Raw genomic sequence first — 14719 nt, forward strand, 5'->3', positions numbered from 1 at the left:
TCCTGCTGCAGTGGCGCGCTTGGGTGGCGCTGGGCATGAAGCTAGCTTTTCAGCCGCGTGCGGTCATGGTTGAAATCGCCTGTTTTCGTGATGGCCAGCTGCAGTGTTTCAGGAAGGCAACAGTGGCCTGCGCCTTGCCTTCCCTGTGTAGAAGGGGGGTGGTAACGTTGGGGTTTCAGGCTGGGCGCTTGCTGGAATGGGCACCAGGCGTGGCCTGAGCAGACCGTGCAGCCATCGAGTGGAATTGAGACGTGATGCTATCTGCCTCCCCTTCCCCCTGCCGCTCAGCTATTGAAAAAATAGGGGCAGCTGTGCTGGCGCTGTGGGGTGCCAGTCTGGCTGTGGCGGGGCCTGCCCTGGCAGCAGGGCAGGCGCCTGCCGCCATCACAGGGGCCGGTTCCAGCTTTGCCGCGCCTGTTTACCTGGGTTGGAGCGTGCCTGCCGCCGCTGGGGCGCACGTGCGTGTTAATTACCAGTCTGTTGGCTCTGGGGCGGGCGTTGACCAAATGCGCAGACGCACCATCAATTTCGGCGCCTCTGACAAGCCCTTGGGCCTAGGGGCGCTCAAGGCCGCCAGACTTTACCAATTCCCCTCCGTCATCAGTGGTTTGGCGGTGGTGTACAACATCCCAGGGGTGAAACCTGGCGCGTTGAAACTGGATGGCCCTGTGTTAGCTGACATTTACGCTGGCACCATCACGCGTTGGAACGACAAGCGCCTGCAGGCCCTGAACCCTGGCATGGCCCTGCCTGACCGTTCCATTGGCGCTGTGCACCGCGCTGATGGATCTGGCACCACATGGGTGTTCACAACGTACCTTTCGCGTGTTTCCCGGGCATGGCGCCAAAGCCGCGGCGCTGGCACGCTTGTGGCGTGGGCGGGGGGCTGTGGAGCGCGTGGTAATGATGGCATGGCGGCGCTGGTCAAGATGGTCGATTACAGCCTGGGCTATGTTGAATATGCCTATGCCAACCTCAACCACCTGCCCACAGCGCAGCTTTTGAACGCAGCGGGGCAGTATGTGGCCCCGTCACTGCAGACATTTGACAGTGCTGTCGCTGCAGCAGATTTCAAGGCCCATGGCACTGACGGCACGAACGAGGTTGACCTCATCAATGTGGGGGGAGCGCAAAGCTGGCCCTTAATGGGGGTGACTTACGGCCTTGTGGCCACCGACCCACGCGTTGCCCAGCATGCGCAAGGGGTCAAGCGGTTTTTCCAGTGGGGCTTTGACCATGGTGCCCCCCTCGCGCGCCAGCTTGGCTATGTCAGCCTGCCCGTGGGGGAGCGCGCCCATATCATGCAAGCTTGGCCAGCCATCCAACCAGCCCCCTAAGCTTAACTTAAGGGGGCTGTACCCTCAATCCTGGCCAGGGATGCTTGCTGCGGGCTCGCTACCTTCAGGCCGGTCAGGCGCGTCCCCCGCCTCCCCTTCAGGACGGGTGGCCCCCCCAGCAGCGCCTGCGGGTTTGGCGGCCTTGGGGGAATGCATCTTCAAGCTGATGAGCAGCGAGGCCTTGCCATCTTTGCCAGAGCCATGCCAACCCAAGATGGTGTCAGCCAGGAAGGCCAGCAATGCCAGGACAGTGCACGCTAAAGCGCTGCCAAACAGCACCAGCATCCAAAACGATGTTGTGGATGGGCGCAATGTGCCTAAGAAAAGTGCGAGGGCCGCACCACAGGTGAAGGCCCCACCGAGGCCGTTGAAAATAATAGCGATGTCGAGAACGAACATGCGCCTGCGCAGCCTGCGCTGTGAGGCTTCAAGTCTTGAATGCGAGTAATAGGCAGCCAATTCAGGGTTTGCTGCGTCTGGCGGGCTGGCCAGGCGTTTGTTCACATCCTCCAGATGGTCTGAAACACGTGCCAGGCGGGTGTTGAAAATGTTGATGAGTGTGCCAATGCCAGAAAGCATGAACACAGGTGTCAAAGCTAGCTGGATGAGGTGGGCTGCAGAATCAACTGATTCAGGGCCTGAAGGGGCAAAAGGAAACATCATGAACAAACCCTTTAGCGTGAAATGGTCTTGGCCGGAACGGGCAGCCTTTTGTGGGAAGTGGGTTTGGCTTGGGCTCGTGCCCTTGTTTTGGGTAGTTCTGGGGATGGTTAGTGGTAGTGTTTTGGCAGCCCCAGGGCCTGTCAACGCCACGTTGCTGGCTGTGCCTGCTGGGGGAGCGCGACCATCCGAAGCCAATCCAGGCCAGCAACGTTGGCTTGTGGGGTTGCGCCTGGTCTTTCCTGAAGGGTGGCATGGCTATTGGCGCAATGGCGGCGATTCAGGCGAGCCCCCTTCCTACGAACTCACCAGTGACCAAGCGAATGTGGAAAGCGCCCCCATTCAATGGCCTGTGCCGCGCGTCACCACGGAAGGCGCACCGCCTGAAACTTTGACGGTGCATGTGCTTGAGGGGGACGTCCTCCTCATGCGGGCAGTTAATGTGGCGCTAAAGCGGGGCCAGAAGGGGCCTGTCACCCTAGCCACCACAGCGCATTGGTTGGCTTGCAAAGACATCTGCAAGCCCCAATCAGCGCACCTCACCATGACGTTGCCCCAAGACGTTGCGGCCGTGGGGGCGGCAAAGGCGGTTTTTGAGGATGCGCGCGCCAAGCTGCCCCAGCAGTTTCATGGCCACGCCACGCTGCAGCCCGCTAAGGGGGGCGCTGTGCTGCGCCTGACGGGCCTTTCCCCCCAGGTTCTACGGAATGTGCCTCTGGCAGAGGTGCGTTTCCTGCCCGATGAGGCTGGCTTGGTCGAGGCTTCCTCAGCGCAGGATGCCCATTGGCATGGTCAAGCTTTGGAACTTCACCTTAAAGCGCAGCCCAGCTGGCAAACGCCTGGGCCAACGTCAGCAGGCGTTAAGGGTACGGGGGAAAATGCGCTGGGCATAGAATCCTTGTCAGGGCTTCTTTTGGTGGGGGGGCATGGTTACAGCGTAGTGGCGCGCCCTGGCGCAGGGTTGGGGACGGGGCTTGCAACCAGCCAAGCCACCCAGCCCCCTCTTGGGTCTGTGGCGCACTACAGCGCGGTGCGGAAAGGACGGCAAAGCTGGGGCCTGCTGTTGGCTGCGGCTTTTCTGGGTGGAGTGGTGCTCAATTTCATGCCGTGCGTGTTCCCTGTCCTGGCCTTGAAAGCCATGGCGTTGCTGCGCCAGCAAACAAGCGCTGGCCTGGAACACAGGGCCAGGCGTTGGAACAGCCAGCGTGAAGGGCTGGCTTATGCGGCTGGGGTGGTGGGTGCTGTCACAGCTTTGGGGCTGGTCATTACATTAGGGCGTGCTCTGGGGCGGCATTGGGGCTGGGGGGTACAGTTCCAGTCGCCGTTCTTTGTGCTGGCGCTGGGCTGGCTGTTCCTGCTTATGGCGTTGGACTTGGCAGGCTTTTGGCAAGTGGGGCCTGGTTTTCACTTCAAGGGCCAACCTGCAGCCCCGCCAGGGGGAACAGGGTTCTGGGGTAGTGTGGCCGCTTGGGGGCGTGACATGCTTGGGGGTGTGGTGACGGTCGCCGCTGCCACACCGTGCACAGCGCCGTTCCTGGGCATTGCCTTGGGGGCGGCTTTAGCGTTGGGCGGCCTGGGAGGGGTGTTGCTGTTCGCTGTGATGGGGGTAGGCTTGGCTTTCCCTTTTTTGCTGCTGGCGTTCTGCCCCGTTTTGACGCGCTTCATGCCCCGCCCTGGCAGCTGGATGAATGTGCTGCGCACCTGTTTGTGCTGGCCCTTGCTAGGGAGCTGCGTGTGGTTGCTGTGGGTGGGTACCTGCCAAGTTGGGGCGGGGTTTGTACTGGTTGGCGCTGGTGGGGCCGTTGCCATGGCCTTGGGCGCTTGGCTGTGGGACTTGGGGCGCTGGCAAGCCATGGCTGGACCTGGGCATGGCTTGGGACGGGCCAAGGTGCTGCGCTGTGCTGCACTGACCTTGTGGGTGGGGTGTCTGGTGGTGGGGTGGCGCCAAACCAGTGTTGGCACAACAGTTACCCCTGCCCAAGGTGGCAAAGGGGTTGAACGCATGGCCTTCACGCCCCAGACCTTGGAACAGCTGCGCCAGCAAGGGCGCCCTGTTTTGCTGGATGTAGGCGCTGCCTGGTGCGTGACATGCCTTCTCAATGAGCACCTGGTGCTTGACAGTGCCGCGGTTCAAGAAGCTTTGGTCCAACACCATGCTGTTTTGATGCATGCGGACTGGACCCGTCATGACCCAGTACTGACGGCATGGCTGGAAGGGCAGCACCATTTGGCCGTGCCTTACGATGTCTGGTTCCCAACCCCCAGCCCCCAACACCTTAAGGGTGCGGAAGTGGTGCTGCCAGCTTTGCTGACGGTGCCGCACATGCTGCGCGCGCTAAGCAGCCCTTGACGAGGGGCGGTGATAAGCCGTTGGGAAGCTGTCAACCCAACCACAGAGGGAGTAACCTGAATTCTTCCTGCTTCTGAGGAATGCTGAGCCCTCCATGCCTAAACACATTTCATTGCCGTTCAGTGTTCAGCGCTTTGCTGAACTCAACGCCCAGGGGAATGAGCGTGGCTTGGGGGCGCTCCTGCGCAGCATTGCCCAGGTCATTCACGCAGCCTACCACCAGGGTGCGGAGGGGGTGGTAACCCGTAAGGGAAGGCGCATCGCCATTCAAATCATGCTGCCCCTTTTCCTGGCGCTGCAAGGGGCGTTGATGATCCTCAGTGCTGATTGCCTTTGGAAAGTATCAGCGCGCATCGGGATGGGATGCTTGAATCTGGGTGCGGGGCTCCTTCTCCTGATGGCGGCACTGGTTTACGGCCCCCTTAATTCCAGGCGTTTCAACCACTTGGTGTTGAGTTGGGCGTTCACCATCATCGGTATGGGGTTGGCAGCCTATTGGGGAGGGGTGGCGACAGTGCTTTTCCCCCTCCTGGCCCCTCAAAGCCAGGCTTTGGCCTGCGTGGGGTTGTTGGTTCTGCTGGGGTCTGGGTTGTTCCTCCTGCCAGGCGCCTACACATCATGCCTCTACATCGGCGTGTTGAGCGTTATGAGCTTGGCAGTGGTGCTGAAGGTCTGGCGCGAGGCCAATTACAACCTGTTTTATTGCGCTTGCTTCCTGGCCATTTTGTTGGGGACGATGTTTGTCCTCCTAGCGGCCATCACATTGCGGGTACTGTTCATTGCCATGTTGGCCAACCGCGATGACCTGGCTGAACGTGAACATGTCCTCTCCCTTCTGCTCACCAACAATGATCCGGATGGTAGTTGGCTGTGGACTACGGACGCTGAAGGACGCCTTCAAACGGTGGGGCATGGGTTGGCGCGTTCCCTGGGGCGGCCTGCGCGCACGTTGCAGGGGCAGCATTTCCTGGATGTCCTGGGCGAAAGCCTTGGCCTGGAGCGCAGCATCCCCTTGCGCCCCCAGCCTGGTGTGACAGTGCGGCCGCCTGTTGCTTTGCGCGGCAAGCAGTTCAAGGGCGACAGCCAGCAGAAGCGCGCTTTTGAACGCCTGGCTGGCTGCATCGACAAGCGGATCTTCTTTCGGGACTTGGTGGTGCATGGTCAGCGCCATGATGGCAAGGGGGAACGCTTTTGGGCCATCAGCGGGCGCCCTGTGGTGGAAAACCACTTTTTCAAGGGCTACCGCGGCCTTGGCATGGACGTGACGTCTGATTGCAAAACCCAGCAGGACATCCGTTTCCGCGCCACCCATGACCCTTTGACTAGACTGCCTAACCGGACGGCCTTTTTTGATGACATGGCCCTGTTCCTTGTCTCTGCCGTGCGTGACAGCAGGCCTTTCGCCCTTTTCAGCCTAGATCTGGATGGCTTTAAGCAGGTCAATGACCGTCATGGCCATGCCGCAGGTGACCAAATGCTGGAAACGGTGGCCAACCTGCTGCACCATGCCGCAGCTGGCCACGACCTTTACCGCCTTGGCGGGGATGAGTTCGTGATTCTGGCGCATGACACCAACCCTAAGGAAGCCGCGTTGCTCGCACGGCAGCTCATCGCTGCTGTTTCTGGGGCGCCTCTCACAGTGGCTGGTGGCATCTCGTGCCCTGTGGGGCTGAGCGTTGGCATCGTCATGGGTGGCGACCAGCCAGGTGAAGGCATAGAGAAGATGCTCGAGGCCAGCGACCTGGCCCTTTACGATTCAAAGCAGCACGGTGGGGGGACCTACAGTTTCTACCAAGCGGCCTTGAAGGACCTGGCTGAGCGTGAACGCATCCTGATGCGTGACTTGGGGATCGCCTTAGCGCAAGAAACGCTCCAGATTAATTACCAGCCCTTCTTTGACGCCCAGACACAGGCCCTGCGTGGCTTTGAGGCCCTGATTGCATGGACCCACCCCCAGGTTGGCCCCATCCCGGCTGAGGAGATTATCCGGCTGGCGGAGGAAGGCGGCCTCATCAACATTCTGGGCATGCAAGTCCTCAGGCGCGCCAGCGCTTTTGCAGCCCAATGGCCCTTGCCGCTGGAACTGTCAGTCAATCTTTCCGTCAATCAACTGACGGCAGAGGGCTTTAGTGAAGAGTGGATGAGGATCCTCAAGGAAACTGGCCTGCCCCCCCACAGACTCCAGGCAGAAGTAACTGAGACCATTTTCATGGCTAATTCCAGCATCATGGTCAGCCGCTTGAGCCAGCTACGTGAACAAGGCATCGGCATTGCGCTGGATGATTTTGGCAAAGGCTATTCATGCCTGAGTTACCTGCACAATTTCCCTTTCACCAAAATCAAGCTCGACAAGTCGTTCGTCTCCGACATGCTTTATGAAAGCAAAGCGGCCATCATCGTGCGCGCAGCCATTGGCATCGCCATTGATTTAGGCGTGGCAGTGACGGCAGAAGGGGTGGAGACACGCGAACAGCTTGAAACGCTGGTCTCACTGGGTTGCACGGAAGTGCAGGGGTATTACTTCGCCCGCGCTGTTGATGAAGGTACTGTGCTGCGCATGATTCACGCAGCCAGCGTTTACAACGCCGCCGCCTAAGGCCTTTCAGGGGCTGGAGGGGAGGGAAGCTAGAACACACCCTGCCAGGATGAGGCCAATGCCGCACCAGTTGGGCCAAGGGAGGTTCTGGTGAAACAACACTAGGCCAGCCGTTGCCGTGATGACGATGCCAACACCGCACCACACAGCATAGGCCACCCCCATGGGCAGCATGGTCAACACGCGCGAGAAGCAGAAAAACGATCCCCCCATAAGCCCAAGCGCAAGCAGCCCCCACAGGGGTTTTTGGAAGCCATTGGCGTTCTTCAGGCAGGATGTGCCTGTGCCCTCAAGGGCGATGGCCAGAAAAAGCCACAACCAGCCCTGCATCAACCGCCCGCCTTTGCGCGGCCCTTGGCCTTGGGGGCTGCTTTCCTTTTGTCGGTTTTCTTGGACAAGGCCCCCCCTTGGGCCTTGGTCAGCATGGGGGCCAAAAAGCGCCCTGTGTGGCTATCCACGTTGGTAGCAATGTCTTCAGGGGTACCGCTGGCCACGATGGTACCTCCCCCAGCGCCCCCTTCAGGCCCAACGTCAATGATATGGTCAGCGGTCTTGATGAGGTCGAGATTGTGCTCAATCACCAAAACGGTGTTGCCTTGCTCCACCAAGGTGTGGAGGACTTCAAGCAGCTTGCGGACATCCTCCGTGTGGAGCCCTGTTGTGGGTTCATCAAGGATGTAGAGCGTGTTACCGGTGGCGCGGCGGGAAAGTTCCTTGGCTAGCTTGATGCGCTGCGCCTCCCCCCCTGAAAGGGTGGTGGCGCTTTGGCCCAGAGAAACATAGCCAAGCCCCACCTGCTGCAGCACAGCGAGCTTCTCAGCGATGCGTGGCACGGGGGCAAAGAACTCCACGGCCTCATCAATGGTCATGGCCAGTACATCGGCGATGGACTTGCCACGGTAGCGCACTTCAAGGGTCTCGCGGTTGTAACGCGCCCCTTTGCACGTGTCGCATGTCACGAAGACATCGGGCAGGAAGTGCATCTCAATTTTGAGCACCCCGTCACCTTCGCAGGCTTCGCAGCGCCCACCTTTGACGTTGAAGGAGAAGCGCCCCGGTTTGTAGCCCCGCACCTTGGCTTCAGGCAGGCCAGCGAACCAGTCGCGCACAGGTGCGAAAAGGTCGGTGTAGGTGGCGGGGTTGGAACGCGGCGTGCGGCCGATGGGGGATTGGTCGATCTCAATGATCTTGTCGATGTGCTCCACCCCCTCAATGCGGCCATGGGGCAGTGGCACAAGCCCACTGCTGTTCATTTGGCGCGAAAGGCTTTTGTAGAGCGTGTCGATGATGAGGCTGGATTTGCCACTGCCTGAAACGCCCGTCACGGCCGTGAAGGTGCCAAGGGGGATTTTCACGTTCACGTTCTTTAAATTGTGCCCGCTGGCCTTGTGCAGCGTCAGAAATTTTTTGGCACGCCGGCGTTTGGCTGGGACAGCGATGCCGGTTTTGCCAGCCAGCCACTGCCCGGTGACGCTCCCTTCCACCCCCGCCACATGCGTTGGCGTGCCAGAGGCCATCACCTCTCCACCCAGACGGCCTGCGCCTGGCCCCATATCGACAAGCCAGTCAGCAGCTCTGATGGCGTCTTCGTCATGCTCTACCACCACAACGGAATTGCCCAGGTCGCGTAGGCGCCGCAGCATGGCTAGAAGGCGCTCATTGTCGCGCTGGTGCAGCCCGATGGAAGGTTCGTCCAGAACGTAGAGGACGCCAGTCAGGCCAGAGCCAATCTGGGAAGCCAGGCGAATGCGCTGCGCCTCCCCCCCCGAAAGGGTGCCGGCCCCCCGGCCCAGCGTCAGGTAGTCCAGCCCAACGCGGTCGAGGAAGTGCAGGCGCTCGGTGATTTCACGCAGAATGCGGCTGGCGATCTCAGCCTTTTGGGGGGGCAGGCTTTTCCCCACCTTCTGGAACCACGCCAAGGCCTCTTGAATGGTCATGGCGGAGGCCTGGGCGATGTCGGTACCATCAATCTTGACGCACAGAGCCTCTGGACGTAGGCGTGCGCCATGGCACACGCGGCAGGGCTGGGGGGATTGGTAGCGCATCAGGCGTTCGCGCATCAAAGGGTTTGATGACTGCCGCAGGCGCCGTTCCAGAAAAGCCAAGACGCCGTCAAAGGGCTTTTCCAAGGTGTGAACGCGCCCACCATCCTGGTATGTGATGGGCACCACCTCATCACCGCTTCCCTCAAGCAGGAAAGCGCGCGTTGAAGGCTTCAACGCCGACCACGGGGTGTCGATGTCCTCACCACAATGGCGCGCCAGCCCAGCTAAGGTCTGTTCGAAAAGTGGGTCCTTCTCATTCAGCCATGGTGCGATGGCGCCTTGGCGCAGCGTCAAGCTTTCATCAGGCACCACCAGGGCTGCGTCAAAGTGCATTTCGCTGCCAAGCCCATCGCAGGTGGGGCATGCACCTGTGGGGGCGTTGAAGGAAAACAGGCGTGGTTCCAGGTTCTCAATCATGAAGCCTGAAACCGGGCATGACCAACGCGATGAGAAAGCGATGGAGAGCGTCTCCCCACCCTTCGCGCCCTCTTGGTCCTGGGGGCGCTGCACCTCCTCCACGCTGGCCAGGCCATCTGACAGGCCAAGGGCAGTCTCGAAGCTGTCAGCCAGGCGGTTCTCCAAACCAGGCTTGACGATGACGCGGTCGACCACGGCCTCAACTGTGTGGCGCGTGCGCCTGTTGAGTTTGGGCACCTCTGAAAGTTCATAAAGGGTGCCGTCAACGCGCACGCGCGTGAAACCGCGCCTGGTCAGTTCGGCCAGTTCCTTGGCCTGGTCGCCTTTGCGGTCGCGCACGATGGGCGCCAGTAGCAGCAGCCGCGTGCCTTCAGGCAACGCCATGACCCTGTCCACCATTTGACTGATGCTCTGCGCTTCGATCGGCAGGCCTGTGGCGGGCGAATAAGGTGTGCCCGCCCGCGCCCAGAGCAAGCGCATGTAATCATGGATCTCCGTAACAGTGCCCACTGTGGAACGCGGGTTTTTGCTGGTTGTTTTCTGCTCGATCGATATGGCGGGCGAAAGGCCCTCAATGCTGTCAACGTCAGGTTTGCCCATCAGCTCCAGAAATTGCCTGGCGTAGGCTGAAAGGCTTTCCACGTAACGCCGCTGGCCTTCAGCATAGATGGTGTCGAAAGCCAGGCTGGACTTGCCACTGCCTGAAAGGCCCGTCATGACCGTCAAGGCATGGCGGGGAATGGTAATGTCAATGTTTTTAAGGTTGTGCGTGCGCGCCCCCCGCACAGTGATGGCGGGGCCTTCAGGCTGCTGGATGGCAGCGGCCGGGGTGGGCTGTGTCGTCATGGTCAATCCTGGTTGAGACGCTTTAATCTGGGCTTTAAGCTGGAAAATGGCTGGAAATGGTGGCTCTGGGCGGTTGTACAGGTTAAAATAACCCCACCCCTGGCAAGCCCCATGGTGGCCAGGGGCGGCAAACATGGCACCTGGTGCGCTTCAAGCGTGCTTGGCCCAAACAGCAAAGTGAGGTGACAGGCGCATGGCCGGTTCAGTCAACAAAGTAATCCTGGTTGGGAATCTGGGGGCGGACCCTGAGATCCGCAATACCCAGAGTGGCAGCAAGATTGCCAATCTGCGCCTGGCCACATCGCAAAGCTGGAATGACCGCAACACGGGCGAACGCCAGGAACGCACGGAATGGCACCGTGTTGTGCTTTTCAACGAGCGTCTGGCTGATGTGGCTGAACGTTTCCTGCGCAAAGGCCGCAAAGTTTACGTTGAAGGCGAGTTGCGCACCCGCAAATGGACTGATCAGAGCGGCCAGGACAAATACACCACTGAGGTGGTGATTGACCGCTTCCGCGGGGATTTGCAGATTCTAGACAACAACCGCGATGGGGACAGTCAGAGCGGTGGTGGCTATGGCGCAGGCCAGGCCAGCCAGGGTGGTGGCTACCAGAAGCCACGCGCCCAGGGTTCTTCCTTTGGTGGTCAAAGCCAAAGCCGGCCACAGGCCCAAGGCGGCAACCAGGGCTGGGATGCAGGCCATGCCCAGGCTGACCAAGACCTGGATGACGAGATCCCCTTCTAACCCTTAAGCCCTTCTGATTCTCAGGGCTGGCCGCCCTGACTAGGGCGGTGCGGGGGTGGCTATGCTTGAGGCCTGTTCAGGCCTGCCCCTTCACCAGAAACCTGGGTAGCCCCAGCCGCCACCCCAGCCTGGTCCCCACCCCCAGCCTGGGCCATAATCCCATCCCCAGCCAGGACCGCCCCAGCCCCAACCACCGTAGTAACCCCCAAAACTCCCGACATCTCCCAAGCCTTCCAGCCCATCGGCCAGCAGGGAGAACACGCCCCAGCCGTCACTGCTGCCAGAATCATCTTGCTTGGTCGTAGTTGAGGTCGATGTGGTACTGGCTTTTTGGGGACGGTTAGTGAAGGTTGGCAGTGGTGGTGGCGCTGGTAGCCCCAACGCCTTGTTGTTCTGCGCTGCCTGCGCTGAGGCAGCCATTAAACTGGGGTTGGGCTGCTGGTAGGCTGGCACTGCGCTGCCCACTGGCGTTGGCGGCACAATGGGGGCTGTCGGGGGCGCCGTTTCGCAGCCTGCCAGTACCATGCCCAGCAGCACCGCACCCTGTCCCCAAGCGATGTGAACAAGGCGGTTTCTACGCCGCGCCCCCCCTGCACGTGAGGAAGCCTTGTTGGGATGGCAACACATGGTGTTCTCCAATTGGTTGTTAAGGGCCCTCAAGCTGGATGTTGGTAAAGGCGGTTCATGGCAGCAAGCGGGCAGAGACTGCTTTGGACTGACAAGCTGCCCCCTGAACCCAGAAGGCCTGCGCTTGGTGGGGGCGTGTGGTCATAAGTGTCTGCTTGACCCTTCAAAGGCCTGGCTGGGCCTATCCTGGCTTGCGTAGGCAAGCGTTCACGGTGATAGTCCCTTTTCATGAAAGCACCTGCCCTCAAGCCACATGTCCCTTGCCTTGATTTCAGGCGCTTCACCATCAATGTGGTGTTGGGGGCTTTTAGCGTGGGCTTGGTGGGATGCGCCACAGCCCCGCCGCAAAATCCCAATGACATCTGCTCCATCTACCGGGAGAAGCGCTCTTGGTATTTTGCCGCCATGAAGGCCCAAGAGAAATGGCATGTGCCCAACACTGTGCCCATGGCCATGATGTACCAGGAATCAGGCTTCCACAGCGACATCCAGACCCGCCGCACGTACATTTTGTGGATCATCCCCTGGGGCCACATTACCAGTGCTTATGGCTATGCCCAGGCAGAGAATGGCGTTTGGCATGATTACCAACGCTCCATAGGTCACGATGGCGACCGCACAAACTATGCTGATGCTCTCGATTTTATGGATTGGTACATGACGCGCACCCACCGCTTGGCTGGGGTTCCTTTGGCTGATGCCCGCAACCAGTATCTGGCCTACCATGAAGGCTGGGGTGGGTACAGGCGCGGCACTTACCAGGGCAAACCGTGGCTGGGGCGTGTGGCCAGCAAAGTGGGCAGCCGTGCCCAACGTTACAAAACCCAGTACGATCGCTGCGCCGATTCCCTCAAGCCAAGTTTCTGGGAATGGCTGTTTTCCTGGCTGCCTTGAAGCTGGACTGCAAAGTGCCGCAGCTGTTCATTTCGCCTGTCGTTTTGAATGGCCCCACCACAGCTTTACAAGGAACCTATCATGCCCAGAATCTACTGGCCTGCTGGCTTTGTCCCAGGTTTTGCCGACAATTTTGCCTCCAATGAGATCGTCATGAAAACCATGACGGCTGACCAGGCTTGGCCTTGGCTGGCTACGCCTGAACGCTGGCCTGGCTACTTCCCAAGTCTTTCCGCCATCGCTTTCTGGCGCAATGACGGGCCCTTGCTGACAGAGGGGGTGTGCTTTGACTTTACCGTTAAGGTTGGGGGCAAGGCCTACCCCATGCACAACCGGATTCTTGAATGCGTGCCACCCCTGCCAAGTGATCCAACGCGCCCTGCGCGCTTGGCATGGCACAGCTGGCGCGGCGAAGAGAACACGCCAGAGCGCTTCGAGGTTCACCATATATGGCTCATGCAGAACTTGGAGGGCGGGCGGCTGAGCATCCTCACCCAGGAAACCCAGATTGGCCGCGCCGCTGTGGAGCTGGCCAACACGCACCCTAATGCTATGGTGATGATGCACCAGGCGTGGTTGGAAGCCATGGCAGCTGCCATCCGCCAAGCTACCGCTGGCTGAGGGCGCATGAGCCCTCCATGCCAACCTTGGGGGGCAACGTGAAGCACGGACTGGAAAAGGCTGTGATTTGAAAATCCAAGGCCAGTCTTTTATGGTGAACAAACAACCACAAGGTGCTTTTGGCCCAACATTGACTAACCTACCAGGTGATGTTGGTTGCAAGATCTGGCTTGCCTGCCACTTGGCAGGAACCGGACCCAGCACAGCGGCTGGGCGTCCGCCACAGCTGCCACAATGATGCCCAAGCCCCCAGGCTATGCTTGACGAGCCCCCCCTTGCCGCAGGGTGTGGCATGCTGGAATTTATTGGATTTGGGTGCGTTGGTTCCGCCTGCAGGCTGGCGTGAAACGGCTTTTGAGCCAGCACCTTGCCTTGAGCGTTTTGACCCTTGAACAACGAGTGAGGATCTTCAATGACCCACAAGAATTTCCCCATCCCCACCAACGCCCCGACAGCCGTCAGCCCAGATGGTGCGCTGAAAATGGTTATTTTTGACTGTGATGGCGTCCTGGTTGGGGGCGAGCACCTCTCCAATGCCTTGATGGCAGAGGAAGCGCGCAAATATGGCTGGCCATTGAGCGATGAGGAGGCGGCGCGCATTTTCTCTGGCGGTGAGCTAGCGAAGATCGGCGAACGCATCGCTGAACACACAGGCAAGAAACTGCCAGCTGATTGGGGGCTAATGATGCAGAAGCGCATTGCCACCATGATGAAAACAGAAGCCGAAACCATCGATGGCGCTGAGAAAATGCTTCAGGACGTCAAGAACCTAGGCTTGCCCATCGCTGTTGGGTCCAATTCCTCAGGGGAGGAAATGGAAGCCAAATTCTCCAGCACAGGTCTTGATGAAATCATTCCAGCTGACGCCATCCATTCCGCCCGTGACCTCAACGTGCCTAAGCCGCGCCCTGATGTTTACCTGCACGCAGCTGCCAACGAAGGCGTGAAGCCTGAAAACTGCATTGTGCTGGAGGATTCAGACCCAGGCGCTGAGGCTGCCCGCAAAGCCGGCATGGCCTGCGTCCTTCTGCGCCCCCTTGATGAGCCAGCGCCTGAATGGCCAGGCCTGCTGCGCATTTCGCACCTGGACCAGTTTGTGCCGCTCCTCAAGAAGATCATGGCTGAACAGAAAGCCCATGAAACCACCAAGGCCAGCTGAGGCATAAATAGGTCCAGGGACGTGTTCGTAGTCTGGCCAGTGCAGTGCCACCTGCATGGCCCTTGACCGCCTCCTTTGGTACCTCAAGGCCATGGGGAGGGGTGGGCGGCCTCCTCTCCTGCATCTCCTGCGGCAATGGTGCGTCCAGGGTTGTTGTGGCGCCAATCACGCGCTGTGGCGCTGCGCATACGCCAGCGCCGCCCCTTGGGGGCTGTGGCGATCCACGCTTGCAAAGCGGATTTGCTTGCAAAGCGCACAGGTTGATCTGTTGCTTCATCAAATCCCCAGTGCCAGCCATCCCACCCCACGCGCAGGCCATTATCCTGCTGGGCATTGGTGGGGATAGAGGTGTGTGGGCTGGTGGGGGGGGTGTTCACAGCTTCACCTGCTGGAGAATGGCGGGAAATGGGGGACAGTCACCC

General features: G+C 59.9%; 12 protein-coding genes. 7 read left to right on the plus strand and 5 right to left on the minus strand.

Annotation, left to right across the window (positions count from 1 at the left end; translation table 11 throughout):
• Positions 1-254 precede the first annotated feature (254 nt).
• On the plus strand, positions 255-1337 hold the full coding sequence (pstS, locus tag E3E12_RS04640; RefSeq protein ID WP_141444083.1) for a phosphate ABC transporter substrate-binding protein PstS: 1083 nt from the start codon (positions 255-257) through the stop codon (positions 1335-1337).
• A gap of 24 nt (positions 1338-1361) precedes the next feature.
• Here pstS and E3E12_RS04645 read toward each other — a convergent pair whose 3' ends face one another.
• Positions 1362-2000 (minus strand): DUF2721 domain-containing protein, encoded by a 639-nt coding sequence (locus E3E12_RS04645; protein WP_350337574.1) that lies wholly within the window; start codon positions 1998-2000, stop codon positions 1362-1364.
• Between E3E12_RS04645 and E3E12_RS04650 the strand changes: the two genes are divergently transcribed.
• Positions 1999-4347 carry a protein-disulfide reductase DsbD family protein gene (locus E3E12_RS04650; protein ID WP_168194391.1) on the plus strand — a complete coding sequence of 783 codons (2349 nt, stop codon included), beginning with the start codon at positions 1999-2001 and terminating at the stop codon, positions 4345-4347. The genes E3E12_RS04645 and E3E12_RS04650 overlap by 2 nt on opposite strands.
• Positions 4348-4441: 94 nt before the next feature.
• Positions 4442-6943: a putative bifunctional diguanylate cyclase/phosphodiesterase gene (locus E3E12_RS04655; protein ID WP_141443291.1), complete on the plus strand. Its 2502-nt coding sequence runs from the start codon at positions 4442-4444 to the stop codon at positions 6941-6943.
• A gap of 6 nt (positions 6944-6949) precedes the next feature.
• Here E3E12_RS04655 and E3E12_RS04660 read toward each other — a convergent pair whose 3' ends face one another.
• Both E3E12_RS04660 and uvrA read right to left on the minus strand, forming a co-directional pair.
• Positions 6950-7273 carry a DMT family transporter gene (locus tag E3E12_RS04660; RefSeq protein ID WP_141443292.1) on the minus strand — a complete coding sequence of 108 codons (324 nt, stop codon included), beginning with the start codon at positions 7271-7273 and terminating at the stop codon, positions 6950-6952.
• Positions 7273-10251 carry an excinuclease ABC subunit UvrA gene (gene uvrA, locus E3E12_RS04665; protein WP_141443293.1) on the minus strand — a complete coding sequence of 993 codons (2979 nt, stop codon included), beginning with the start codon at positions 10249-10251 and terminating at the stop codon, positions 7273-7275. Before uvrA ends, E3E12_RS04660 begins: the two co-directional genes overlap by 1 nt.
• A 193-nt stretch (positions 10252-10444) precedes the next feature.
• On the opposite strand from uvrA, the gene ssb reads away from it, so the two are divergent.
• The gene (gene ssb, locus E3E12_RS04670) at positions 10445-10996 is read left to right on the plus strand and encodes a single-stranded DNA-binding protein (protein ID WP_141443294.1); all 552 of its coding nucleotides are present in this window, start codon (positions 10445-10447) and stop codon (positions 10994-10996) included.
• Positions 10997-11086: 90 nt separating this feature from the next.
• Here the strand turns inward: ssb and E3E12_RS04675 are convergent, their stop codons facing one another.
• The gene (locus E3E12_RS04675; protein WP_141443295.1) at positions 11087-11623 is read right to left on the minus strand and encodes a hypothetical protein; all 537 of its coding nucleotides are present in this window, start codon (positions 11621-11623) and stop codon (positions 11087-11089) included.
• Positions 11624-11851: 228 nt separating this feature from the next.
• Here E3E12_RS04675 and E3E12_RS04680 point away from each other — a divergent pair, with 228 nt between their 5' ends.
• From E3E12_RS04680 to E3E12_RS04690, 3 genes are all read left to right on the plus strand, one after another.
• Complete coding sequence (locus E3E12_RS04680; protein WP_206338635.1) at positions 11852-12517, plus strand: transglycosylase SLT domain-containing protein; 666 nt, start codon at positions 11852-11854, stop codon at positions 12515-12517.
• Positions 12518-12598: 81 nt separating this feature from the next.
• On the plus strand, positions 12599-13138 hold the full coding sequence (locus tag E3E12_RS04685; RefSeq protein WP_141443296.1) for an SRPBCC family protein: 540 nt from the start codon (positions 12599-12601) through the stop codon (positions 13136-13138).
• A gap of 481 nt (positions 13139-13619) precedes the next feature.
• Positions 13620-14297 (plus strand): HAD family hydrolase, encoded by a 678-nt coding sequence (locus E3E12_RS04690; RefSeq protein WP_141444086.1) that lies wholly within the window; start codon positions 13620-13622, stop codon positions 14295-14297.
• Positions 14298-14380: 83 nt separating this feature from the next.
• Here the strand turns inward: E3E12_RS04690 and E3E12_RS04695 are convergent, their stop codons facing one another.
• Positions 14381-14674, minus strand: coding sequence for a hypothetical protein (locus tag E3E12_RS04695; protein ID WP_141443297.1), 294 nt, complete (start codon positions 14672-14674; stop codon positions 14381-14383).
• Positions 14675-14719: the final 45 nt, after the last annotated feature.

The sequence above is a fragment of the Formicincola oecophyllae genome, assembly GCF_006542395.2.
Taxonomy (GTDB): domain Bacteria; phylum Pseudomonadota; class Alphaproteobacteria; order Acetobacterales; family Acetobacteraceae; genus Formicincola; species Formicincola oecophyllae.